20 protein-coding genes are annotated in these 24667 nt (G+C 59.2%); 3 read left to right on the top strand and 17 right to left on the bottom strand.

What is annotated here, in order from left to right; translation table 11 throughout:
* Positions 1-163 precede the first annotated feature (163 nt).
* The gene (ald, locus tag AC06G8_RS04305) at positions 164-1276 is read right to left on the bottom strand and encodes an alanine dehydrogenase (protein ID WP_447662484.1); all 1113 of its coding nucleotides are present in this window, start codon (positions 1274-1276) and stop codon (positions 164-166) included.
* 190 nt (positions 1277-1466) lie between these two features.
* Between ald and AC06G8_RS04300 the strand changes: the two genes are divergently transcribed.
* Entirely contained in the window at positions 1467-3176 is a 1710-nt protein-coding gene (locus AC06G8_RS04300; protein WP_480284492.1) for a PucR family transcriptional regulator, read from the top strand.
* Positions 3177-3661: 485 nt separating this feature from the next.
* Here the strand turns inward: AC06G8_RS04300 and wsfD are convergent, their stop codons facing one another.
* The 8 genes from wsfD to AC06G8_RS04260 all read right to left on the bottom strand — a co-directional run bounded on the left by wsfD (position 3662) and on the right by AC06G8_RS04260 (position 12335).
* The gene (wsfD, locus tag AC06G8_RS04295; RefSeq protein ID WP_480284491.1) at positions 3662-5113 is read right to left on the bottom strand and encodes a glycan biosynthesis hexose transferase WsfD; all 1452 of its coding nucleotides are present in this window, start codon (positions 5111-5113) and stop codon (positions 3662-3664) included.
* Positions 5110-6153: a glycosyltransferase family 2 protein gene (locus tag AC06G8_RS04290; RefSeq protein WP_447662480.1), complete on the bottom strand. Its 1044-nt coding sequence runs from the start codon at positions 6151-6153 to the stop codon at positions 5110-5112. Before AC06G8_RS04290 ends, wsfD begins: the two co-directional genes overlap by 4 nt.
* Positions 6154-6373: 220 nt before the next feature.
* Positions 6374-7006, bottom strand: coding sequence for an HAD family hydrolase (locus tag AC06G8_RS04285; RefSeq protein WP_480284490.1), 633 nt, complete (start codon positions 7004-7006; stop codon positions 6374-6376).
* A 347-nt stretch (positions 7007-7353) separates the two neighbouring features.
* Positions 7354-8148, bottom strand: a complete 795-nt coding sequence (locus AC06G8_RS04280; RefSeq protein ID WP_480284489.1) for an ABC transporter ATP-binding protein — start codon at positions 8146-8148, stop codon at positions 7354-7356.
* Positions 8148-9107 carry an ABC transporter permease gene (locus AC06G8_RS04275; RefSeq protein WP_480284488.1) on the bottom strand — a complete coding sequence of 320 codons (960 nt, stop codon included), beginning with the start codon at positions 9105-9107 and terminating at the stop codon, positions 8148-8150. The genes AC06G8_RS04280 and AC06G8_RS04275 overlap by 1 nt, the downstream gene beginning before the upstream one ends.
* Before the next feature lie 7 nt (positions 9108-9114).
* A complete protein-coding gene (locus tag AC06G8_RS04270) occupies positions 9115-10161 on the bottom strand; it encodes an ABC transporter substrate-binding protein (RefSeq protein ID WP_480284487.1) in 1047 nt (348 codons plus the stop codon).
* A 734-nt stretch (positions 10162-10895) separates the two neighbouring features.
* Entirely contained in the window at positions 10896-11906 is a 1011-nt protein-coding gene (locus tag AC06G8_RS04265) for an NADP-dependent oxidoreductase (RefSeq protein WP_480284486.1), read from the bottom strand.
* A gap of 105 nt (positions 11907-12011) precedes the next feature.
* Positions 12012-12335, bottom strand: coding sequence for an ArsR/SmtB family transcription factor (locus AC06G8_RS04260; protein ID WP_447662471.1), 324 nt, complete (start codon positions 12333-12335; stop codon positions 12012-12014).
* Between the two features lie 247 nt (positions 12336-12582).
* On the opposite strand from AC06G8_RS04260, the gene AC06G8_RS04255 reads away from it, so the two are divergent.
* Positions 12583-13548 (top strand): phosphotransferase family protein, encoded by a 966-nt coding sequence (locus AC06G8_RS04255; protein ID WP_447662469.1) that lies wholly within the window; start codon positions 12583-12585, stop codon positions 13546-13548.
* Positions 13549-13645: 97 nt separating this feature from the next.
* Here AC06G8_RS04255 and gpmA read toward each other — a convergent pair whose 3' ends face one another.
* From gpmA to AC06G8_RS04240, 3 genes are all read right to left on the bottom strand, one after another.
* Positions 13646-14395: a 2,3-diphosphoglycerate-dependent phosphoglycerate mutase gene (gpmA, locus tag AC06G8_RS04250; protein ID WP_480284485.1), complete on the bottom strand. Its 750-nt coding sequence runs from the start codon at positions 14393-14395 to the stop codon at positions 13646-13648.
* Between the two features lie 589 nt (positions 14396-14984).
* Positions 14985-15515 (bottom strand): hypothetical protein, encoded by a 531-nt coding sequence (locus tag AC06G8_RS04245; protein WP_480284484.1) that lies wholly within the window; start codon positions 15513-15515, stop codon positions 14985-14987.
* Positions 15516-15552: 37 nt separating this feature from the next.
* Positions 15553-16803 carry a glycosyltransferase family 2 protein gene (locus AC06G8_RS04240; RefSeq protein WP_480284483.1) on the bottom strand — a complete coding sequence of 417 codons (1251 nt, stop codon included), beginning with the start codon at positions 16801-16803 and terminating at the stop codon, positions 15553-15555.
* Positions 16804-17038: 235 nt separating this feature from the next.
* Between AC06G8_RS04240 and AC06G8_RS04235 the strand changes: the two genes are divergently transcribed.
* Positions 17039-17818 carry an SDR family oxidoreductase gene (locus AC06G8_RS04235; RefSeq protein WP_480284482.1) on the top strand — a complete coding sequence of 260 codons (780 nt, stop codon included), beginning with the start codon at positions 17039-17041 and terminating at the stop codon, positions 17816-17818.
* Positions 17819-18061: 243 nt separating this feature from the next.
* On the opposite strand, the gene AC06G8_RS04230 is transcribed toward AC06G8_RS04235, so the two are convergent.
* The 5 genes from AC06G8_RS04230 to AC06G8_RS04210 all read right to left on the bottom strand — a co-directional run bounded on the left by AC06G8_RS04230 (position 18062) and on the right by AC06G8_RS04210 (position 24589).
* A complete protein-coding gene (locus tag AC06G8_RS04230; protein ID WP_480284481.1) occupies positions 18062-18913 on the bottom strand; it encodes an alpha/beta hydrolase in 852 nt (283 codons plus the stop codon).
* Between the two features lie 230 nt (positions 18914-19143).
* Positions 19144-21798 carry a glycoside hydrolase family 2 protein gene (locus AC06G8_RS04225; RefSeq protein WP_480284480.1) on the bottom strand — a complete coding sequence of 885 codons (2655 nt, stop codon included), beginning with the start codon at positions 21796-21798 and terminating at the stop codon, positions 19144-19146.
* 233 nt (positions 21799-22031) lie between these two features.
* Positions 22032-22499 carry a RidA family protein gene (locus tag AC06G8_RS04220; RefSeq protein ID WP_480284479.1) on the bottom strand — a complete coding sequence of 156 codons (468 nt, stop codon included), beginning with the start codon at positions 22497-22499 and terminating at the stop codon, positions 22032-22034.
* A 626-nt stretch (positions 22500-23125) separates the two neighbouring features.
* A complete protein-coding gene (locus tag AC06G8_RS04215; protein ID WP_480284478.1) occupies positions 23126-23869 on the bottom strand; it encodes a YheC/YheD family protein in 744 nt (247 codons plus the stop codon).
* A gap of 285 nt (positions 23870-24154) precedes the next feature.
* Positions 24155-24589 carry a hypothetical protein gene (locus AC06G8_RS04210; protein WP_480284477.1) on the bottom strand — a complete coding sequence of 145 codons (435 nt, stop codon included), beginning with the start codon at positions 24587-24589 and terminating at the stop codon, positions 24155-24157.
* Between the last annotated feature and the right edge of the window lie 78 nt (positions 24590-24667).

Below are 24667 nucleotides of genomic sequence, written 5' to 3'. Positions count from 1 at the left end.
CAGCGGCGCTGCTCAGGCAGACTCCCTTCTCTCTGCTCAAAAAAGATGACCCCTGCTGCGCAGGAGTCATCGGCTGGCCGAAAGATGCGGAAGGATCATGATAAGGCCGAAGCTGCGATGCAGATCCGCCTGCAGCCCGTCCGCCCGGATCGTCGGTTGCGGGTCAGACCAGCTCTTCGGGTGCTTTGTACGCATAGCCGAGATCGCGGGCGACCGCCTCGTAGGTGACATGGCCGCCCATCGTGTTGACGCCTTCGCGGATCGGCTGGGACGCGCGGATGGCGTCCTGAGCTCCGGACCGGGCGATCTGAAGCGCGAACGGCAGCGTCGCGTTCGTCAGCGCGAGCGTGGACGTGTACGGCACCGCTCCCGGAATGTTGGCGACCGCATAATGCAGGACGCCGTGCTTCTCGAACACCGGATCGTCATGCGTCGTGATGCGGTCGATCGTCTCCACGCTGCCGCCTTGATCGATGGCCACGTCGACGATGACGGAGCCCTTCTGCATCGAGCGGACCATTTCCTCGGTGACGAGCTTCGGCGCCTTGCCTCCCGGAATCAGCACCGTCGAAATGACGAGATCCGCTTCGCGGACCGCTTCGGCGATGTTATGCGAGGTGGACTGCAGCGTCTGCAGCTGGTTGCCGAAGATGAGCGCGAGCTCGCGCAGGCGGTTCGTATTGGTATCGAGCACGGTCACGTCCGCGCCGAGGCCGACGGCGATCTGCGCCGCATTCGTGCCTGCGATGCCGCCGCCAATGACGGCGACCTTGCCGCGCTTGACGCCGGTTACGCCGGCGAGCAGAATCCCTTTGCCGCCGCGTGCGCGCTCCAGCATCTGCGCGCCGACCTGCACCGACATGCGGCCGGCGACTTCGCTCATCGGAGCGAGCAGCGGCAGCGCGCCGTTCACGCGGATCGTCTCGTAGGCGATGGCGGTAACGCCGGACTTGCGAAGCGCTTCGGCAAGATGCGGCTCGGCTGCGAGGTGGAGGTAGGCGAACAGGACAAGGCCTTCACGGAAGTAGCCGTATTCGGAGGATAGAGGCTCCTTGACCTTCATGACCATGTCGCTCTTGCCCCATACATCGGCTGTTTCCGTCACGATGGCCGCGCCTGCGGCTTCGTACTGGGAGTCTTCGAATCCGCTTTCTGCTCCGGCGGAACGCTCGACCAGCACTGTATGCCCTGCGCGCACGAATTCGGCCGCTCCCATCGGCGTCAGCGCGACGCGGTTCTCGTTGTTTTTGATTTCCTTTGGAATTCCGATTTTCATGGGACAGCCACCTCGTCTATAATGGATATTGCCTTCTACTGTCATGATACGGGAAGGGGCCAAGTCTGGCATCTTACACGTTGTCGATATTTTCTCTCCTTGGGCTCGACTTCTTGCCGATTGCTCACACGGCTCTGGCAGCTCTGCCGCCGTCGGCATGTCGCGATTGCCCCGAAAGGTGTCTTAGCGAGTGAAAACAACCGATCTGCATGTCCGGGACGTGCTTCAGCGTCCCTTGTTCGCCCATGCCCGGCTCGCCGCCGGTCAGGTAGGCCTCGGCAAGCGCGTCGGCTGGGTGCATGTCATCGAAATCGTGCAGGTAGCCCCGTTCATCAGCCGGGACGACCTGATCCTGACGACCGGCCTATGGCTGAAGCAAGCCCAGCAGGACCGTCTCGAATATTTGCGCCAGCTTATCCGTCAGGAAGCCGCCGGGCTTATTCTCGAGCTCGGAACGAGCATCGAGGAGGTTCCCGCGGAGGTGCTCGAGCTGGCTGAGCAGCATGGCTTCCCCGTCATCGTTTTCGACCATCCGGTGCGCTTCTCGGAGATTACTCAAGACATCCACTCTCTCATCATCAACCGTCAGCGCTCCCAGAGGGACCTTGCGGAGGGCTTCTCCCGGCGCCTGCAGCAGCTGACGCTCCAGCACAGCGATATTATGCCCGTCCTTCGCCTGCTTCATGGGGACACGGGACGGCAAATTGTCTTTTATTCCCTTATTGAAGCGGATCGTCATTACCCGCAGCTGCCGCCTGTCTCCGGCGAAGCCTCCAGCCTTGCCGATTTCCCGTTCCGCCGGCTTGAGCGCGAAGGCGTTCTCGGCGACGGCAAAAGCGAGCTTCTGCTGCCGCTGGACAGCGGCGGCAGCCTGCTGCTGCGGCCCGTGTCCTGCTACGGCCAGCTGCTCGCGGCGGTCGGAATGCCTCTGCCGGACCATGAGCCGGACGAGGAGGCTGCCGCGCAGCTCTCTCCTTATCTGGATGCGGCCGCCTCCGCTATCGCCGCCCTCATGCTCCGCACCCAATTCCGGCGGGAGCACGACAGCCGGCTGCAGGATCAGCTCATCCCGGAGCTGCAGGAAGGGCGGATCGCGAGCGAGGATCAAGCCCGCACCATGATCGGGCTGACCGGGCGCATTCCGCAGGACCGCATCTGCCTCAGCCTCCCCGGACAGCTGGAGCTTGAGGAGCGCTCCCCGGAGGATGGCGGAGACCGCCTCGAAGCCGCTCTGAGGGATTTGGCCGTGCTGCTGCGCACGCTGCTCCGAAAGTACAGCCTCAAGGGAAGCGTGCAGGCGCGCAGCGGCGGACTGCAGTTCCTGCTGGCGCTGGAGGCTTCGCCTGCCGCGGCCTCCGACCGGCTGCTGTCGTCCTCGCAGTCGCTGCTGGAAGACATCCGCCGCTTCGGCGAAGAACAGCTCGACGGCCTCACGCTGCGCGCCGCCGCCGGCAAGCCGCGGACCAGGCTGCTGGATGCGCCGCTAGGCTTTCGCGAAGCAGCTCAAGCGCTCGAGGTAGCGCGGAGCGTCACCGAGCTCGGCCCGGTCGTGTTCTATTCCAGCCTGGGCGCTTACCAGCTGCTCAAAGCGATTCCCGATCCGCAGCTGCTGGAGCGGTTCGTCCAGGACCATCTCGGCGCAATCCTGCGCCTGGAGAAGGAGAGCAGCCTGCAGCTGCTGGAGACGCTCGACATGTATCTCAAATGCTTCGGCTCGAAGCACGAAACCGCCAAACGGCTGTTCATCCACCGGCAGACGCTGTACAACCGGATGGATAAGCTGACCGAGCTGATCGGCGAGCCGTTCCTGGAGCCGCATAAGCGCGTCGGGCTGGAAATCGCGCTGATGGCCTATAAGCTTCAGACCGGCACCGCGCTCGGCAGGCGACTGGGGCCGTAAGGATGGAAGCCTCACTCGCGGAATAAGCCGACTTTTTCGGCTTATTTCCGCCTGCAGGCCGTTCATTCGCGGAATAAGCCGACTTTTTCGGCTTATTCCCGCCTGCGGGCTGTTCGCTCGCGGAATAAGCCGATTCTTTCGGCTTATTCCCGCTTGCGGGCCGTTTGCTCGCGGAGTTAGCCGACTTTTTCGGCTTATTCACGCCTTCGGGCCGTTCGCTCGCGGAATAAGCCGACTTTTTCGGCTTATTCACGCCTTCGGGCCGTTCGCTCGCGGAATAAGCCGACTTTTTCGGCTTCTTTCCGCTTGCGGCCCGCAGGCGGAGTTACCTCCTAAGTATCCGCAATTCGACTTCGACAGCACTCTAGCCAATGCCATTTCACTTTTACGCCATCCGCCTTTTCGGCAACGCCGCCATGCACCCTTATCCCTAAGCAAAAAAAGCCTTCCGCCAGGTCATCCCTGCGGAAGGCTTGCGGTTACCGTTACCGGTACGAACTATAGCTGATTCTCCTGCCGTCTCTTCCGAACCCGAGCAGCACCGCGATGCGGTACGTCAGCCAGGTCACGGAAGCAAGCAGCATGATGTCGTAGGCGACATTGAACAGGAACAGGTGCTTCTCGATGTCGGCCAGGCCGTCGCCCATGATCGGAATCAGGAAAGCGAAGAAGCCGACGAAGCCGACGAGCATGAGCAGCTCGGAGGTCATTTTGGCCGACCCCTCGCGCGCTCGCAGCCATTCGATCACGCACACGCCGTAATACACGATGTAGAACAGGACGATGAACAGCAGCGAATTCGGCATATGCGCCGCCTTGAACCGGCTCCAGCCGCTGTACGTGTCGTTGAACGCGCCCGGCGGCTTGCCTTCGGCCTTTTCGTAGTTGCCGAGATAGCCCGGCTTCAAGTAGACGCTCTGGTGGGCGGCGCGCTCCATGAGGCCGATCAGCCGCTGCGGATGGGTCGCGTAATAGAGCATGACCTTGCCGTGGGACATCCGGTCGTAGAAGTCGGCCTTCATTTCCGGCGCGTCCTGCTTGATCGGAACGTCGCTCTGGAAATAGTTCGAGCCGGCGTTGCCCGCCAGCTTCTGCGGCAAGCCGAGATCGTCGAGATCCCCTTTCACATCGGGGGAGCCGTTCAGAATGCCGTAGAAGACGGTCTGATACAGGTTGATATGCTTCAGCCCGTCCGGGGCGAACGCGTACAGCAGCGCCGACAGCAGGAACAGCGCGGAGCAGCAGACCAGCACGAGCTTGCGCCAGGCGCGGTCCCAGCGGAGCGGCAGGAAGCGGAGCCCGTAGAGGGCGAACACGACGCCCAGCGGCGTATTCTGCAGCTTGCCGCAGACGAGCATGAACACGCAGAAGAAAAAGAAGATCAGCGTCCAGCGGCCCGGCTCCTCCTGATGGGCGAGCCGGAGGCCCGTTCCGAGCGTGAGCAGAAGGAAGATCAGCGACACCGGCTCGGCGAAGAAGGAATTGAAGTAGGCCAAGTAGCGGACATCCAGGAATATGAACAGCAGCCCGGCCGTCAGAATGACGCCTGCCGCCATGGAGTATTTCCTGCCCGTGCGGACCAGCAGGTAGACCGCTGCGATCAGCAGCGCTCCGTACACCGCCGCCAGAATGCGGATGTTGAACAGGGAAGGATCATAGAGCCATCCCAGCCCCCGCGCGATGAAGACCGGAATCAGCTGCGAGGTGATGTACGCCCCTCTCAGGCTCCCATAAGCGAAATGCTGGTTGGCGTAGCTGAAAAACCGGTCCTCGTATGTAGTGGCGGCAGGATTGTAATCCAGTCCCGCCGTCATAAGCACGCGCAAAAAGTCCCCCGAATCGGCCATGCCGATGAAGGGACGGGTGAACAGCAGCCAGATGATGATCCCGGCTGCGCCGGCGGCGGCCAGATATTCGATTCGGAACCGTGTTCTCACGGCTGCACCCCCAGATAGCTCAGCGCGTCGGGACCGCTCTGAGACCTTGTCGCCGCCGGGACCCCAGCGGATGCGGGACGGACCGCAGGCTCCACTTCGCGCTCCACGATATAGAGCGGACGCCTTTTGACTTCGCGATAGATTTTGCCGATGTATTCGCCGATCAAGCCGACCGACAGCAGCTGCACGCCGCCGATGAACCAGAGCGAGACGATCAGCGACGCCCAGCCGGAGACGGTGTTGCCGTACATCTTGGAGATCAGCGCGTACAAACCCATCACGATGCTGACGCCGAACACGATGAAGCCGGCGGCCGTCACCATGCGGATCGGCTTGACGGACAAGGAGGTGATGCCCTCCAGGGCGAAGCTGATCATTTTCTTGAGCGGGTACTTGGACTCGCCGGCTGCGCGCTCCAGCCGCTCGTAATACACGACGCCGGTCTGGAAGCCGAGCATCGGCACGATGCCGCGCAGGAACAGGTTCACTTCCGTGAACTTCTCCAGCTCGTCCAGCGCCCGGCGGCTCATCAGCCGGTAGTCGGCGTGGTTGTTCACGATGCGCAGGCCCAGCCCTTCCATGACCTTGTAGAAGCCTTCGGCTGTCGTGCGCTTGAACCAGGTGTCGCGCTGCCGGCTGCTGCGCACGCCGTAGACGATCTCGCAGCCTTCCAGATAGCGGAGCACCATGTCGCGGATCGCCCGGACGTCATCCTGCAGGTCGGCATCGATCGAGACGAGGCAGTCCGCATGGCGCTTCGCTGTCATCAGCCCCCCGAGCAGGGCGTTCTGGTGGCCGACGTTGGCCGCCAGGTTGAGTCCCGACACTCTCCGGCAGCGCGAGGCCAGATCCGCAATAAGCGGCCAGGTGCCGTCCTTGCTGCCATCGTTGACGAACATGATGAAGCTCCCCGGCGCGATGATGCCTTCCTTCTCCATGCTCTCCAGCATGCCGTCCAGCTCGGGCGCGGTCAGCTCCAGCACTTCCTCTTCGTTATAACAGGGCACGACGACGCCCAGTACAGGCCTATGTTCTCTCATGGCAAAACTCACTCCTAAGCTTCCGGCTGCCGCCCCGGCTGCCGCGAAAATTAGCCCTATTATACCGCATGTCCGGGGAAAAGTCCCTGCTGGAGGGAATAACAGGCAAACAGGAGGCTGCGCCAGCCGCCGTGGAAGATGGCGGAGTGCAGCCTCTTTCCTTTCCATTTAAACCCATCCTGCAGAAACCTAAACGATGGGCGAAACGCATGGCGCCGGCTCAAAGCCTCAGGACGCGCAGCCGCTCTGCCGCCGCATCCACCCACAGACCGTCATCGTCCGCAAGCAGCGTATTCCAGCCGAACGCCTCGGCAGCCGCGACATTGCGGGGCGAGTCATCCACGAACAGGACCGGCGCGCCCGGCTCCAGCTTGCCCGCGCACCGCTCCAGCAGCGCCGGATCCGGCTTGCTCAGCCCTTCCTCGCTGGAGATCGTCAAGCTCGCGAGCCATTCCGCTGCCGGCTCCAGCACCGGCCGAAGCCATTCCGAGACATGGTTGCTGAGCAGATGCACGTCGGCCGACCGTGCCAGCTCCGGCAGCCTGTCCATGGCGGGCAGCGGCAGAAGATGGGATCTCAGCAGCTTCTCTGCGTCCTCATCCGTCCAATCGGGATGGAAGCCGGCGATCCAGCGGTAAAATTCGGCCGCCGCTTGCTCTCCCGTCCACAGCCTTCCCGCTATATCGCGCTTGTACCTGTCCCTCAGCTCGCCGTAGGCATGGCCGCTTATCTCCGCCAGCTCCTGCCACATGGAAGGCGTCAGATTGGAGACGAGCACGCCTCCCGCATCGAGCACGAGCTGCGGCCGCGGACCAGACAGCGGCTTGCGATCAGGCATGTAATCCATCTTCATGCTCTATCTTTCCTTTCAATATTGTTCCTTCGTGAAACCGGGAGTCCACCCGGCAACGCCCCCCGATCATGCCGAAAGCCTGCCCTATGCAGGGCAGGCTTTCATCGGCTGCCTGAAAAGGCAGCCTTGCGATTTGGATCTCCTTGCAGCCTTGCAACTTGGATCTCCGCGCAGCCTTGCACTTGGATCTCCTTGCAGCCTTGCGACTTGGATCTCCTTGCAGCCTTGCGACTTGGATCTCCGCGCAGCCTTGCGACTTGGATCTCCGCGCAGCGATTGCATCTCCATGCAGCTTGCGCCGGCTCTCTGCCTGCAGCCGATCGGCCCGCCCCTGGAAGAAAGCCCTCCTAGCCCAAGATGAGCCGGTCGTCCGACAGCTTCTGGCCGCTGATGCCCTCGAACTCACGCAGCAGCTCATGGACCGTGAGCCCCTGCTTGCGGCTCTCGGGAATATCGAGAATGATGCGGCCTTTGTCCATCATGATGAGACGGTTGCCGAGCCGGATGGCCTGCTCCATGTTGTGGGTGACCATCAGCGTCGTAAGGCCCATGTCGCGCACGATGCTTTCCGTCAGCCGGGTGATCAGCTCGGCCCTCGCCGGGTCGAGCGCGGCCGTATGCTCGTCGAGCAGCAGGATGTCCGGCTTGGTGAAGGTGGCCATCAGCAGGCTGAGCGCCTGGCGCTCGCCGCCGGACAGCAGGCCGACCTTGGCGCGCAGCCGGTTCTCCAGCCCGATGCCGAGGCGGCTGAGCTCCTTGCGGAACAGCCCGCGCTTCGCTCCCGACACCGCCCAGCTCAGTCCGCGCGGCTTGCCGCGCTTGTAGGCCATCGCCAGATTCTCTTCGATCGTCATGTTCGGCGCCGTGCCGGCCATGGGATCCTGGAAGACGCGGCCGATCCAGCGGCTCCGGCTCGATTCGGATACCCCCGTCACGTCCGCATCGGCGATGGAGATGCGTCCGATGTCGGGCTTCATGACGCCGGAGATCATATTCATGAGCGTCGACTTGCCCGCGCCGTTGCTGCCGATGACGGTGACGAAGTCTCCCGCCTTCAGCTGCAGGTCGATGTTCATGAGCGCGACCTTCTCGTCCGGCGTGCCGGGGTTGAACAGCTTGGATACCGATTGCACATGCAGCATCAGGCTTCCCCCCTTCCGGCAGTCCCAGCCGCAAGCTCGGCGGTGCGCCTGCGCGCCTGCCGCTTCTGCTTCATCGAGCGGTTGACCGTCGGAATGACGAGCGCGATGATGACGATCGCCGCCGTGATCAGCTTGAGATCCGACGCCTCCAGATGGAGGAAGTCGGAACGCAGCGCCAGCGCGATGACGATCCGGTAGACGACGGCGCCGACCAGCACGGCGAGCGTCGTCATGAAGACGCCGCGAGCGCCGAGCAGAGCCTCGCCGATGATGACGGAAGCGAGGCCGATGACGATCATGCCGATGCCCATATTGATGTCCGCGAAGCTGGCATCCTGCGCGATGAGCGCGCCGGACAGCGCCACGAGACCGTTGGAGAGGCTGACGCCGAGAACAGTGGAACGGTCCGTGTTGCCGCCGAAGCTGCGGATCATCCGCTTGTTGTCGCCTGTCGCCCGCAGCGCCAGGCCGAGATCCGTGTGCAGGAACCCGTCCAGAAGGAGCTTGGCGGCAATCGCCACGACGAGCAGCACGACGGGATAGAACCAGGAGACGCCGCCGAACGTCAGCCATTCGGAGCCCGCGATGCTGCCGAGCAGCGTGTTCTCGCCCGAGATGGACACGTTCGGCTTGCCCATGATTCTCATATTGATGGAATACAAGGCGATCATCATGAGTATGCCGGCCAGCAGGCCGTTGACCTTGCCCTTCGTATGCAGCAGCCCTGTGCAGGCGCCGGCTGCCATTCCGCCCCCGAAGGCGGCAAGCGTGGCAATCCACGGCGACCAGCCATGCGTCAGGAGCACGGCTGCGATGCCGGCTCCTGTCGTGAAGCTGCCGTCTACCGTCAAATCGGGAAAATCAAGGATGCGATACGTGATGTAGACCCCGAGCGCCATCAGGGTGTACATCAGCCCAAGCGCAACCGCTCCGTTCAGGGATAGGATCAAGGAAGCCACCTCTTAGCTATTTGATAATGTTCGTTTCCTGGTCTTTCACTTTGGCCTTCATATCGTCGGTAACGGCAATGCCCTGGGCTTCTGCGGCTTTGAGATTGAGGATGAGGTCGAGCTTCTCCTGCATGCTTACCTTCATGTCCCCTACCTTCTTGCCGTCCTTCAGCACCTCGGCCGCCATTTGTCCGACCTGATAGCCGTGGTCATAGTATTTGAAGCCGACTGTGGCGAAGGCGCCCTTCTCGACCGTATCGCGGTCGCTGGAGAAGAACGGAAGCTTCTTGGAATTCGCCACCTGGATGATCGTGTCGACGCCGCTGATGACCGTGTTGTCGAGCGTCGTGAAGAGCGCGTCCGCGCGTCCTACGAGCGACTCGGCCGCCTGCTTCACCTCGGAAGTGTTGGATACCGGGGCTTTCACCAGCTTGATGTCATGCTTGGCAAGCGCCTGCTCGGCGTTTTTGGCCATGATGACGGCGTTGGACTCGCCTTCGTTGATGACGAGGCCGACGGATTTCACATTCGGAAAGTCCGAGGCGATGAAGTCCATCAGCTGCACGATGGCGTCCGGGTTCGTGTCGGAGGCGCCGGAGATGTTGCCGCCGGGCTTGTCCAGGCTCGTGACGAGCTTGGCGTCGAGCGGATCCGTGACGGCCGCGAACAGGATCGGCGCGTTCTTGACCTTCTCCGCTACAGCCTGCGCGGATGGAGTCGCGATGGCGAGCACGAGATCGTTCTTGCCCGAGGCGATCTTCTGAGCGATCGACAGGTTGTTGCTTTGGTCGCCCTGCGCGTTGTTGAAGTCGACCTTGAGGTTGTCGCCCTCCACGATGCCGGCATCCTTCAAGGCGGCGAGGAAGCCTTCGCGCGTCGCATCCAGAGACGGATGCTCCACGATCTGCGAGATGGCGATGGAATACGTCTTGCCTTCCGCTGCGCCTCCTGCGGACGGAGCCGGGCTCGCCGCGCCGCCCTCATTCGTGTTTTTTGCCCCGCAGCCTGCCGCCGTCATCAATGCGACCGCGAGGAGCGCCGATGCCCACATTCTTTTTCCCATGAATAGACCCCTTTTCCCATTTCATGAATTTGTCCAGACCGGTTTTGCTTCCACTCTTTTGAGCATTTTGTAAAGCTTTCTGTACCCAGTTTAAGGGGGAACTGAAATTTCGTCAATTAAAGCGCGACCGCATAAAGGCAGGAAACAGACAGTGCTTGAAAGCGGCTTTCCTTTAAATGAGCCCATGCCCTGCTCTGCCTTTTCATTTCCAATCGGTTGAAAGCCGGCAGCGGCTGGAATTTTCTCTCCGGAACCGGCAGACAATGCCGGAAAGGGCGCATCTTTTTCTATTCATTTGTGTCCATATGGAATCGGACAGCTGACGGGCGTATATTACGATCCGGACCCTGACCATGCATCATTTTGTGTTCATGGCGGATGCCGCCCCTTCCCAGCGGGCTCCTCGGCCAAGCTCGCCGGAAATCCTGGAATGCCGCTTCTGGGCAAGAGACGGTCTTCCGAGACCGATCAGCGATTTCACCTGCAAGCGAATTGACGATGCATTGAATCCGAATAGAACGCGGCTTTTCCATCCTGTGGGACCGAGGCAGTTGCTGGAAGGATAAAAGGAAGAAGCCGTCCGAAAGACATCGCATGGGAGCTTCATCGAATCGGAGTTCCGGATCATCGGATGAGCTGCGGACATCCCTTCAAAAGAACTTCATCAAGAATTGGCAGGAATGATCGAGGCTAATAAAAGTCGGCAGGCGCTCATGGAGGATCGGCGAAAGCAATCATTCCGATGGTTTTATCCGGATGACCACCTTTCCCTTGGCGCTTCCGCCTTCCAAATACTGAAGAGCTTGCCCGGCATCCTCCAATTGGAACACTTTGTCTATCACCGGCTTGATGCGGCCGCTCTCGAGCATTTCTTTTATAATGTTCAATTGCGCTCCGCTCGGCTTCATGAACAGGTAGCGGTAGCTCGTCCGGCTTTTTTTCGCCAGCGCGGTGATCCTGCGGCTGACGAAGGCCAACAAGGCCGTTTTTATCCAGCCGAGCTGCTGTTCTTTTCCGAAGGCGGCGTTCGGCGCTCCCGATATGGAGACAACTTGCCCGCCTTCCTTCAAGATCCGAAACGACTTTTCCAGGGCGGCACCTCCTAAAGTGTCGAACACCGCGTCATACCCGGCAAGCAGCTCTTCAGCCTTTTCTTTCCTGTAATTGATGATCCGATCGGCGCCAAGCGATTTTACCAGCTCAAAGCCTTTATCGCTTGCCGTCGTGGCGACAAATGCGCCCATTGCTTTGGCCAGTTGGATCGCGAAGGTTCCGACGCCTCCTGCCCCTGCGTGGATCAAGATTTTTTGGCCTTCCTGAAGCTTGAGAATATCGGTGAACGCTTGATAAGCGGTAAGTCCGACGAGCGGAATGGAGGCCGCCTCTTCAAAGCTTAGATTTCGCGGTTTCAGGGACAGGTCATCCTCATGAACGGCGATGTATTCGGCCAGTGTCCCGATCCTGTTCTTGCGGGGCCTCCCGTAGACCTGGTCTCCGGGCTTGAATGTCCTCACAGCCCCGCCTGCCTGGACGACGGTTCCGGAAAAATCATTTCCCAAAACAAGAGGAAACTTGTACTTCAGCAGGAACTTCACTTTCCCTTCCTTGATCTTGAAGTCAATCGGATTCAAGCTGGCCGCATGAATTTCCACCAGCACGTCATGCTCGCCAATAGAAGGCATGGGCCGTTCCGCCATCACCAATGGACTGTTCTTTCCATACTTTTCAATGATCATGGCCTTCATGTCCATCCCCCTTGAATGTTTATACGTTTAAACAAATCAACCTACTAGGCGAGCAGCAGCAAGAGCATCCGTCTATGCGGCTGCATTTCCCTCTGCCGGCGCCCGTTACCGAGATCCGCTGCACTCGGCTTCAACGGCCGCAATCAACGACTTGAGCTGTTCAAGCGGCTTGCGCACAGTCAGCACATAAACATTTTCGACGCCCTTCTTTTCGGCTTCGATATAGCCGGCCTGCTTCAGCACCTTCAGATGATGGGAGACGGCCGGTCTGGACAGCTTCATATGGCTGGATATCGTATTCACGTTAAGTCCCGATTTGTGCTGCGCCAGCAGCAAGATGATGGCTTGGCGGCCAGCATCGGTCAACACATCCAGCAAAGGGATGCATTCTTGGAATTGCTGCAGGACATGCCCGGTTTGCTCGCTCATCGTTCTCCCTCAATCCGTTCATTGGTTTAATCGTTTAAACTGAATTATAACCGTCCGGCAAATAAAATCAAGACCGGGCTCGAAGCTCCTATGCTTCCGGTTCCATTCACGGCGCATTTGTCCGCTTCTTCGGATTGTTTGCTTATACCTATCCTCTCCCTCGAACGCGAAGGCTGATCCGTCTATAGTAGGGATGAAAGGAAATGCGGGCTCTCTCCTTGCGCCGCAACGAAGGGAAGTGCGGACCATGACGGCCTACAACAAGCCAAGCGTGGCTGAAAGCGAAGTCGAGGACGTGGTGAAGGCTCATCTAGGATCAATCGCAACGGAGATAAAGTCCATGGACGGCGGCAACTTGAGCAGCGTCTTCTCCTTCAACCACGAAGGAACAGGGCATGTGATCAAGTTCAGCGACCTGGAAGGAGCCTACGAGACCGAACGGTTCCTATCGGAGCTGCTGTCCGGCCAGGGAATCCCGTATCCCCGATGTTTGGGACAAGGGAAGCATGGAAACTTGGCCTACGTCATCATGGAACGGATCGATGGCGGCAGCCTCGCTGCCTGCACCCCCGAGCAGCAAGCCGGGCAGCTGCCGGAGCTTATCGGGATTTTGACGCGGCTCAATCAGGTGGACATAGGGTTTACGAGCGGCTATGGGTGGATCGGGCCGGACGGCAATGGAAAGCATCCGACCTGGAAGGACTACTTGACGGCCTCGTTCGCGGAGGATCAGACGGGCACCTTCTGGGAGAACTGGCATGGCTTGTTCCGCAGCACTTGCCTGGAAAAGGACGTGTTCGACGAGTGCTATAGCCGGCTGATGGCTTACGCGCCTTACAATGAACCCCACCGCAGCTTCATCCATGGAGATTTTCACCAGTGGAACATTCTGTCCAGCGGCACCCGCATTACCGGCATCATTGACGGCAACTGCGCTTATGGCGATTATCTTGTCGATCTCGCGATTCTGGACCGGCATATGGAGAGACTCGGAGTCGTTCGCGCCTATCGAGACTTCCAGGAGAAAGCAGGAATCACGATTCCAGATTTCAACGAGAGGCTGCTGGGCGCCTACTATATGAAAGGACTGGACGGCCTTCGCTTTTATGCGAAAATGGGCTGGACCGACGCCTACAACGGCACCCGCGACTTCCTTCTGAAGCTGGATTCGCAGCCGCCGGCCAGCGTGGCCCGGGCCTGGCGCAGCCGCTGACGGCAACCGGCAAGAAGACAAAAACAGCCGTCCGGCTTCGATGACGAAATCGGTACGGCTATGCAGACTGCAGCGACGCGGCGGAAGCCGCCGGCGACTATTCCGACCGGACGTCGGGAGCGCCTTGAGCCGCTTCCTTGACATCGGTCTTCTCCTTGTTTTCCTCCAGATAGTAATGACGGACCGGCTTCAGGTCATCCCCGAGCTCGTACACGAGCGGCGTTCCGGTCGGGATGTTGAGCGTCGCGATGTCGTCGCCCGGGATGTCGTCCAGATAGCGGACCAGCGCCCGGATCGTGTTGCCATGAGCGACGATCAGCACCCGCCGGTTCTCATGGAGCGAAGGCTCGACCTTCTCTCTCCAATAATCCAGCACCCTCTGCTCCGTATCGTCCAGATTCTCCGTCACCGGCACCCGGTCCTTGATATCCTTGTAGCGCGGATCCCTTCCCTCATAGCGCTCATCGTCCTTATCCAGCGCCGGCGGCCGGACGGTCACGGATCTGCGCCACAGATAGACCTGCTCTTCCCCGTACTCCTGCGCCGTCTCCTCCTTGTTGAGCCCCTGCAGGGCGCCGTAATGCCGTTCGTTGAGCATCCAGGTCTTGTCCGTCGGAATCCAGAGCAGGCTCATTTCATCCTGAATGATCCAGAGCGTCCGGATGGCGCGCTTCAGCACCGACGTATACGCGACGTCGAACACATAGTCGTTCTGACGGAGAATCTCCCCGGCACGGCGGGCCTCCTCCTTGCCGGTGTCGGTCAGATCGACGTCCGTCCACCCCGTAAAGCGGTTCTGTGCGTTATACTCGCTCTGACCATGGCGGACAAGCACGATTTTTATCATGGCTTGTTCAACTCCTTGTTTCGGTTGTGGAACTCCTGCGCTCTTCTCCAGTCTATTTTTACCCACCTGGCCGGCATGCAAGCCCTCCTGTCCAACTCCATCCCGCCACAACTTTACGTTCGCTTAGTCGTCTTCTATGGAGATACGAGGTCAAGATCGCGGACTTCGGCGTCTGGAAGCTGTGGGGAGAGCTGTCGGAGCGCCATCCCGCGAGAAACTTCCAGCACCTTCCTCCGGTCTCGGCATTCTGGCTCCCAAAGGCATTTCCGCTGCGGCCAAGTCTTTGTTTGCCGAATGGCAGGCGTTTAGCCGTTATTATTCAGACACGGAATAAGCTTGCTCCGCAGGACAAAAAGGCTGCCGCACGGCAGCCTTTTTACGTGCCTGGTCAATAAGCCCTTTATGGGCAGCATTCGTGTTTATGCCGGTCTTGCAGCCTACCGTGCGTGCGCTCCGATCGAGCCGCAACCCTGCTTGCCGGCATTCCGTTTCGGGCCTCGCAGCCCTACCTGACGGCGTACCAGCCAGGCGGCTTCGCGACCCAATCGTAGTGATAACGATGTCCATGGAAGCGCGTGCCGCCCATTCGTCACGGATCGGAGAAGCCGTAACCGATGTAGAAATCCTCATCGGCGGCGAATGCCTCCTGACGCTCCTCCTCCTTGCCGTTCGGAACCGGACTCGCGCATACAAGGGCAGGCTGGGCGCGCATCCGCTCCAGGGAAGGGGAGATCCAGGGCAGCGTATCGTCCAGCATCGAGTCTCCCGAACAGTGGAGGAGATATTCCGTCCGGCACCGGTAGATGGCGACGAGCTCCGCGATAGAATAATAGTAGCCTCCCTCGAAGCTGTCCCGGCTCAGACCGAAGAAATCCAGCGCCTCCCCGCTGAATGCTTCCACGACCGCGTAGGACGTCAGGACGCCTTCATCCACCAGGCGCTGCGCATGCCGCGCAACCAGCTCCGGGCGCCTGACGTTGTTGATGTACAGAATTTTCTCGGCAAAAGAATGCTCATGGCGCTCGATCGCCTGCCTCAGCCGATCCGTCTGCAGCAGCTCCCGCCAATCCTCCTCGTAGCATTTGGTCTCGAAGGTAACGCCGGGCCTGAGCTGCCGCATTCCGCTCCGTTGCGGGGACCGCTATGGCCTTGCTTCTTCATGGACTCGCCCAGGCGCTGCCGCCCACCCGGATGTCCAGCTGATACGGCCGTTCGTCTCCGCCAGCAGCCGCAAACCCAAGCGCATGGTCCCAGCGCAGGCCGCCGGTGCAGAGAGCCATCCGCACAGGCTGGGAAGAGCCAATCGAGGAGAAAGCAACGAGCGGAATGTCCGCGCTCAGACAACGCCGGAAGCTTCGGAACGCGAGCGCATCATCCCGGTGCAGCTCCTCGCCCGCCCGCAGCCACAGCATGAATTCACACCCGGCTTCGCTCAGTCCGGCCGCCACCCCATTCGCCTCCGCTCCCTGCTCCCCCTCCGCTTCGGCGTAGACCGTCTTGAGATTGCGGATCAGGCCGGTCCGGTGCACGGACTCGCGGCTTTCCCTGCCTCCATAGTGGACGAGCAGGATTACGTCGGCCAGCCCGGCCATACTGTCCAGAGTCCGCTCCATCTGCTCCTGCCCGGCATCCGGACCGGCGCCGACGCATAAGGTCAGCGTAGGCTGGACCTTGTAGATGAGGTCGATCAGATCTTCGCCCCATTTGCGCCGGGCGATTTCCCGGTTCACGCTGAGCAATGCCGTCAGGTCGAAATCCTCCAGCGCATTGACCGTCACATGGCCGTAATGGTGGATGAACGAATCGCAGGCGACGACCAGCCGGTAGCCGCGGCTGCGGATTCTCATGCACAGGTCGTCGTCCTCATAGTTGCCCAGGCCGAAGCGCTCGTCGAAGCCGCCCATTTCCAGCGCCAGATCGCGCGGCAGCAGCAGGCAGAAGCCGACCAGCCGGGGCACTTCCATCGTCTTGCCCTGCCAGGCCGCCGAGCGCGCGGCGGCGAATGCCCCTATCCCTTCCAGGCCGGGACCGTAATCGGTTTCCACCTGCTGCTGTCCGCTCGCATAGTTGGACACCGGGCCAGTCATCCCGGCGGTGCGGTCGGATTCCAGCGCCCGCAGCATCGCTTCCAGCCAGCCCTCCGTCACCACCGTGTCGTTGTTGAGAAACAGCACGAATTCGCCGTCGGCAAGCTCCAAGCCTTGATTGCAGCCTTTCGCGAAGCCCGCGTTGCCGGCATTGAAGACGGCCTTGCAGCCCATTCTCCGGATCATCTCGGGCGTGCCGTCGCTGGAGCCGTTGTCGACGAGGACAAGCTCGTAATCTTTCGTGTGCGAGATGATGCTCGCCAGGCATCTCATCGTATACTCCAGCTGATCATGCGTCAGGATGATAATGCTCGTTTTCATCTTCCGCCCCCTTTTCGCGCACGTTCCGTCCGGTTCGTCCGCTTGTCCGGCCTGCTCCCTCCTCATAGGTATTCGGCTCGAGCCGTCGTTATTCCAGCCTCCAGCTCAGGCGGCCGATGGCGGCAAAGAAGTCTGGCGACGGGGCATATCGGTTAAAGAAAAAGTTTACCTCGCCAATCGTCCGGACGGACGGTAGATTTAAGGCATGAAGGGTTGAATCAGGGGAGTGGATTTCATGAAAGAGGCGAGAAGCATCGCGCTCGTCACGGGCGCCAGCAGGCCGGAAGGGATCGGCACGGCGGTTTGCCGGGCATTGGCTGCAGCGGGCATGGACGTTTTTTTCACGCATTGGGGTGCTTTTGACAAAGAGGAGGGCAACGGAGCCGCTCCGGGATGGCCGGACCAGCTCGTCCGCGAGCTCGCGGCGATCGGGGCGAGGGCCGCGCACATGGAAGCAGACCTGGCCGATCCGGCATCGCCGGCAGCGATTCTGGACGCCGTGGAGGAAGCCTTCGGCAGGCCGCCGTCCGTCCTCGTCAACAATGCGACCTACGAGCGGCATGCAGGCTTCCGCGAGCTGGACGCCGCCATTCTCGACCGTCATCATGCCGTGAACGTGCGCGGCACCGTCCTGCTCAGCACGGAATTCGCCAAGCGGCTCGAGAGCAGCCTTCCTTCTCAGACGCCGGGGAGAATCGTCTTTCTCGTGTCCAAAGGGCCTGATCCCGGCAATCTCGCCTATATCGCCACCAAAGGCGCTGTCATCGGCATCATCGAGCCCCTTTCGGTCGCGCTTGCTCCGCTCGGCATCACCGTCAACGGCTTCGATCCCGGACCGACCGACACCGGCTGGATCGACGGGGAGCTGCGGGAACGCTTCCTCCCCATGTTCCCCATGGGCCGGATCGGCATGCCCGAGGACGCCGCTCGCGGCATCGCCTTCCTCGCCGGCGATGCTTCAGGCTGGATTACCGGCCAGGTCATTCGGTCCGAGGGAGGGTTTCTGGGCAAATAAACTCGAAAAGCGGCTGCCGAAAAAACGAGGCCACTGAAAAAGTAGCGTAAGGCGCGAAATCGTTCTGGAGAAACGGATGTGGTCGCCTTTGTCCCCGGATTTCAACCGCTAAAAGCGGCAGAAAACAGAGAAATCTGGGGACAACAGCGATCGGAAGAATGATTTCCGTTTGCAGCGACACATTTTCAGTGGCCTCGAAAAAACGGCTGCCGCTTTTGATTCGGAAAGGATACATTCGGCTCCTTATTCGTACACCTCTTCCGACTTGATGCCGGCCATCCAATCCGCTGCGAACGCCAGCACCTCTCGCCGTCCTCTCTCGGCATGCAGCTCATGCCGAAAGCCTGACCATTCGCGGTAAGTGCATCTGCTCCCCGCACGGCTGGCAAAAACTCGGCTTGCCCGGCAGGAGGTGATCTGATCCGCGCTTCCATGCATGAGCAGCAGCGGAATCTCCAGCTCATGGGCGTGCTTGAGCGCCCAGCGCCCGGCGCTCCTGACGCCGGTCAGCGTGCGCAGCGTAATCCGCCCGTGCCGCAGCGGGTCGGCCGCATAGCGGAGCTGCATCTCCGGATCCGACGTCCCGCGGGCATTCGCGAGGAGATGCCGATACCCGGGCTGCAGCCGCTTCCGAAGTCGGATGAGCAGCTGCCGCACAGGCGGCGGCGCAACCGCCAGCTTGAGCCATGGCCCCGCCGCGATGACGCCGGCGACATCCGGCTTGAGGCGCAAAGCATAGTTCAAAGCGACATTTCCGCCCATGCTGTGCCCGAACAGAAACACCGGCAAGCCCCGATGCTGCGAGCCGATATCGCCGAGCATAAGCCGGACAGGCTCAAGCAGCGCCTCGTAGTCCGGACAATCCCCACGTCTGCCGGCCGTCAGCCCGTGTCCCCATTGATCGAAGGCATAAACGGCATATCCTTTGTCCGTGAACCAATCCGCCACATGGTCGTACGCGCCCGCATGCTCACCCAGTCCGTGCACGATCCCGATCACCGCCTCCGGTTCCTTCCCCTCGGGTATCCACCTGCAGCCATGGATCGGCGTTCCGTCCGCGCTGCTCCATGCCCGTTGCTCCTGCTTGCAGGACATCGGGGCACCTCCTTCCATGCCTTTGAAGTAAAATGGCATCGCCTCTTCAATTCCATTCTTACCCATAATAAAGAATAGAAAAAAGATAGTTGGAAGGGAGAATTCTAATTTCCGGAAAAGCTTGCCAAGGACTACCCGTCAGAACGGGATAAGCCCCGCTTGGATGGTTCGGGAGGTCTCTTCAGGCAAACAAAAAGAGCAGCCCCGAAAGGCTGCTCCAAAACCGCATCTCATTGCTGTTTTTCGCCCAGGCAAACAAATGCGACTTGCGGAACATTTCCCGCATCCGCTGCATCCAGCGATCCGCTGAACACATCGTTCACGCGCGGCGTGCAGACGACGGACACTTCCCGGCTCTCGCCGGGCAGCAGCATGAAGCCGGCCTCGTCCGCCACCGTCCACCAGCGGTCCGAGCTTTCCTCCGGCATGATGTGCAGCGCGATCAATGCGCCTTCGTTGCGAACAAGGTACCGGCGCACAACGGGATGGATGACCGACGCGGCCACTCCGACTCGCGGATAGATATCCGACAAGCCCTCTTCGCCCGATTCAGGCTCCCAGCCCGTCAGCGGTTCAACCGCCAGGCTCGCCCCGCTCAGCTCCAGAGCCGGACGGAACGGATGCTCCGCCAGCGTCGAGAACACGTAGACGTTATCCTTGCGTTCCGGTCCGTAGAGGAGCCGGACGAGGAACAAGCCATCGCGTGTGTGAGGCACCGCGAACTCAAGCCGTCCCGCCGCTGCGGAGCCTCTGCGACGCAGCCCGCTGCCATCCGCCTGCGGATCCGCCTCCGAAGAAGCTGCGAAAGACCTCGCATCCAGCACCTTTCCCGCCGTATCCAGCACCTGCGCCTCGATCTCCATGTTCTCCCCGTCGGCGAAATGAGCGAACACCCCCGCCGTGAACGTCTCTCCCGCGCGCCAGGTCAGGCTGCGGTAGTCCAGCGACGCATGGGAGCCCTCGAATGCTTTGCGCACCCCGTAATAGGCCAGCTTCGGCTCCATGTAATAATCGACGAGATTCGTGCAGCTGGCGTTCGGCCAAGGCTCGTTGAGCTGCCAGATGATGCTGCCGCTGTTGCGGAACGCCCTGCGCCGGTTCGCCTCCAGAATGAAGCGCAGCCCTTCGGACTGGATCCACTGGCTCGCCTGTACGAAGGCGGGCAAGTCCGCGAATTCGCCGAACAGCTCCGTATCCCGGCCGAAGGTATCCCACCATTCCCCGTGATGCCTCCAGACGAGGTTGTCCTGCATCGAGACCGGCTTCAGATGGACGGGGCTCAAAAACTTGCGGAGGCTCTTCGCCGAGCTGACGCCGTCCACTCCGAATTCACTGTGGAACAGATGGTCCACGTCTCCATACAGCTCGTAATGCCCGGGATTGCCCTGATACTTCCAGTGGCCGTGGACATCGTGGCTCACGCCCTTCTCCGCCGTAATATACTGGACAGGCCCCGACGCGGAAGTCGGCAGGAACAGCCGCTGCGGATCATGCGCCTCGACCAGCTCCCGCAAATAGGCCAGGTTGGAGTCCTCGTAGGTCGATGGCCGATTCTGCTCGCTCATGAGCTCGTTGCCGCCGCTCCATACGGTCAGCGACACATGGTTGCGCCGGGATTTCAGCGCCGTCCCGGCCGTACGGCCGAGCAGCTCGATGAAGGCCGGCTTCTTGGAAGGCTCGTTGTCGATGCCCGAGCTGGATTGGATGAATTCCTGCCAGATCAGGATGCCGTGGCGGTCGCACAGCTCGTACAGGTACGGCTTCTCGATGATGCCGCCGCCCCAGATGCGCAGCATGTTCATTCCGCAATCCTTGGCCAGCCGTACGATCCACTCGTATCTCTCCGGTCCGGCATTTCCGTACAGATGGTCGAGCGGCGTCAGGTTGGCTCCCTGGATGTAGATCTTCTCGCCGTTGACGACGAAGGTGTACGGAAGCGAGTCTTCAGGCGCCTCCTCGTTCCGGACGTAGCCGAGGCTGCGGATGCCGGCGTCCATCACGCGCTCATCCAGCACGCCCGTATCGTCCAGCAGCCGGATCGACACCCGGTAGAGGGGCTGGCTGCCGTAGCCGTTCGGATACCAGACGGCCGGCTCGGGAATGCGGATGACAGTGGCTCCCTCGGAGCCTTGCACCGCTTCATCGACGACAACTCCAATCGGCGCCGATCCGCCATTCGGCGGCTCCACCTCGACCTGCCAGCGCAGCGTTCCGGCCGGCTCTCCGCGGCGGACGGCTTCCGCCGACAGCCGGATGATGCCTTCTCCGCCCCTCAGATCGGTATGGAGAGCGACATCGCCGATCGTCGCCGCTTGATGGACGCGCAGCACGACATCGTCCCAGATGCCCGTATTCACGAGGCGGGTGGAGAAGTCCCACTTGTAGTTGAAGCGGCTTTTCTGCGTAAAGGTTTCGGAGGTTTTGCCGATTTGTCCCATTTCGTCCGGCGCATGCTTCAAGACGATCTGCAGCTCGGTCGTTTCCCTCAGCTTGATGGCATCGGTCACGTTGAAGACGGCCGGCTCGTACATGCCCTTGTGATCACCGAGATACACGCCGTTCATGCTGATGATGGCCTCGTAATCCAGCCCTTTGAACACCAGCTCGATCTGCTCGTCCGCAAGCTCCGGACGTTCGAAGGAAGCCCGGTATACCCACCAGCGGTTCTCGATCCACTCGCAATGGATGCTGTTGAGATCGCGGTAAGGGTCCTCGATCAGCCCTGCCCGGTACAGATCCTGATGCACGCCTCCCGGCACGGTCGCCGGAATCCACTCCGTGACGCCGAGGAGCTCGCTCCCGATCTCCATGCTCGTCCCTTTGAGCGGCACCCAGGGCCAAAAGCCCTTGAGCTCCCACTTCATGCCGTTCAGATTCAATTCCATTAAGCGCCCCGCCTTTGCCTTGATATCGTAGACAGTTTTCAACAAAATGTTAACATACTTAAACTTTTCTCTCAACAATGGTTCTCAGGGCGAAAACCGCTGGGTCCGCGAACCAACGTCCAAGCTGCTGCGGCTTGAATGGCTTGCATGGCAAAAAGCCACTGGACCGGGAACAGTCCAGACGGCTTAGGTTAAAATAGTGGAGAAGAGATTTCTCCTCTATTAGTGCCGTTTCATTCCTCTTCCACCTCGAAGATGGAATCCAGGATAACGGGCAGATTGTTCCGGAGCGACGCGGCTCCCAGCACGGAGCGGGCATGCATGCCCTTCTCTTCTCCGAATACGTCCAGCATGAGCTCCGTGCAGCCGTTGAGCACAAGATGATGCTCCTCGAATTCCGGCGATGCATTGACGAAGCCCTGGATCTTCACGACGCGCTTGACCCGGTCCAGGCTTCCGAGTGCTTCCCGGACGACCGCCAGCACCTCGATGCCGGCCTGGCGGGCAAATCCCATGCCTTCCCTGGTCGTGAAGTCGGTCCCCAGCTTGCCCTTCGGCTGCCCCGCCGGCCCCTTGCCGGAAACAAACAACAACCCTCCGGCCAGAACGCAGTTCGCGTATGCGGCCGCCGGTCCGCTTGCGGACGGAAGCACGATGCCGAGCTCGTCCAAGCGGGTCTCCACGTTTCCCTTTTCCGTCATCCTATTTCCCCCTAAATCAATGTCCATGGCCAGCATCCAGACATAGCGAACCGAAAAAAACGCTCGCCGCAATGACGCCTGAATGCCCATGCATGCCGGCTCAGGTTGTATTTTACGCCCGTTTTCCATCGTCGGCAATCGGCTCTCCTTTGATAAAATAGAACCATGCAAGCCTATTCAAGGAGGGAATCCATGGACGGAAGAGAGAGGGTTGCCGCCGCTCGGAGTGACCTGAAAATTGAAATTGGTCAGCTTGCACTCTCCTTCTCGCAAATATGCGTATTGATACTTCTATCCTATGTGCCGGCTTGACATCCGGTATGGTCCAACTGCCCGCTCAGCTAGATTTCCTGTGAACCCTTCCCAGCAACCTTCCTACGAGCTCATTTCTATGAACCCAAGCTTCCTTCATAAATTAATATAATCAAACGCCTATTCTGATGTAAGCAGCAAAGCAATTTCATTCACTTGCCCCCGCTTCCTGCCGGGGATTTTCCTCGTTCAGCCTCTCTTGAGATGCCAAAAATTCAAAAAGAAGCCGTGATTACACGACTTCTAATCAGCTATTAATTCTTGTCTTAAAGCCAAGATTAATAGTTATCGTAATGTAGAGGAACTGCTTATTTTCAGCTGCTTGCTTCTATTTGCTTCTTTGCAGAGAGATACATTCGATATTGGACGGGGTCGAACTTCTTCAATCCGTGAAAGCTCGGTTTGGTGTTGGCCTCGATAAACCATACCTTTCCTTTCTTATCGATGCCCATATCCAATCCGACGATTCGAAAAGGGAAACGAGAGCCTAATTTACGTGCGATTTTGTAGGAGACGCCGGTTAACTCCTTCAGGACCTTGGATACGTTTAGCGGTTGGTCGGCTCCTCGAAGGATTTCCTTTATTCTCGCATCCCGGGCTCCTTTTGCCACGTTGGTAACGATCGAATTGGACCTTGGCGCGACCTTGGCGCTCATCCAGGTAAGCAACCACCGGTCGGAGGGTTTTTGGAGAACAACACGCAGGTCAAAAGGTTTATTTCGATAGGTTGCAAGTGAAATCCCCTGCTGGATAATATATTTTTTATTGCGACGCATTCTCTTCGCTACTTCGGATACGATGCTTGTGTTGGGACAGATTTTGGACATGGCTTTGAACGAAATCAAGCTTTCGGAACTATTGAGTCTCTTGACCCGGATTATCCCCGTTCCCGCAGAACCTTTATCGGGTTTGATATATATTACAGGGAAGGCTTCGAGCATCATAGTAAGAGTGTCATCATGATACCAATGGGTTTTTGGAACATGATGGGATAGAACGCGATCATTCAGCAAAGGCTTCCCTTTTTTCATCTTGCTACGGATGAATTTGTGTTTCATCAAGCCACCTCCATTCCTACCATATTCGGGACCACTTATCTGGACGACGGCTAATAACCATACTGATTTTATCTCGCACATAACCCGATAGCCGAGCGAAATAAGGTCGTTGCACGGCTTCAGAAGCATCAATAAAGGCTAATACTGAGCTTTCGTTCCATCGATCACCCGCAGCCTGAACGTTTCCGCCATAAAAAGTAAGAAGGGTAACTAACCGATCCCATAATCTCACCTGGAATAGCAGTTCCTTCGGAGTTTGCAGTTCCATTCTCTCACGCAACCGCTTCAGCCTCGATATTGAAAATTCCCATAATCAATCACAACAATTTCCCCGGTTTTCTTTACACGCAAGTTGTTATAATTCGGACTGCCATCCTTTTTCATTACTACTTCATAAGGAATAATGCCATAGTTCCTGAATTTAGCTCTAAGTCGGTAAAGTTTACGTTTATATTCTTTATATCGGGGAAAATTCTGATTGTATCTTCTCATTGTCAGCCAACGATATTCGTTCTCATATTTGATAACTTCGGCAAGATGTTTTCTTATTGGAGACGGAGAAGAAATATATGTAAACACCTCTCTTCTGTTGCTTTTAATCCCATTTTTTGATTTAGCTACTTTTAATACATAGCCATTACCAAATTCATATACAATTCTCCTCGCACCTGATCCGGTAATTTTTTTGCCTTTAATCCGTTTTTTTATGTTTTTGTTCAATTTAACATGGTCCTTTCCTGTTAAAGATTGATGTGTTATTTTATTCGAATAAGCTTCAGCCTGCATACGCTCTTGTAC

This window comes from Paenibacillus sp. SJS-P3 (assembly GCF_056711585.1).
This window is presented reverse-complemented; position numbering and strand designations above follow the sequence as displayed.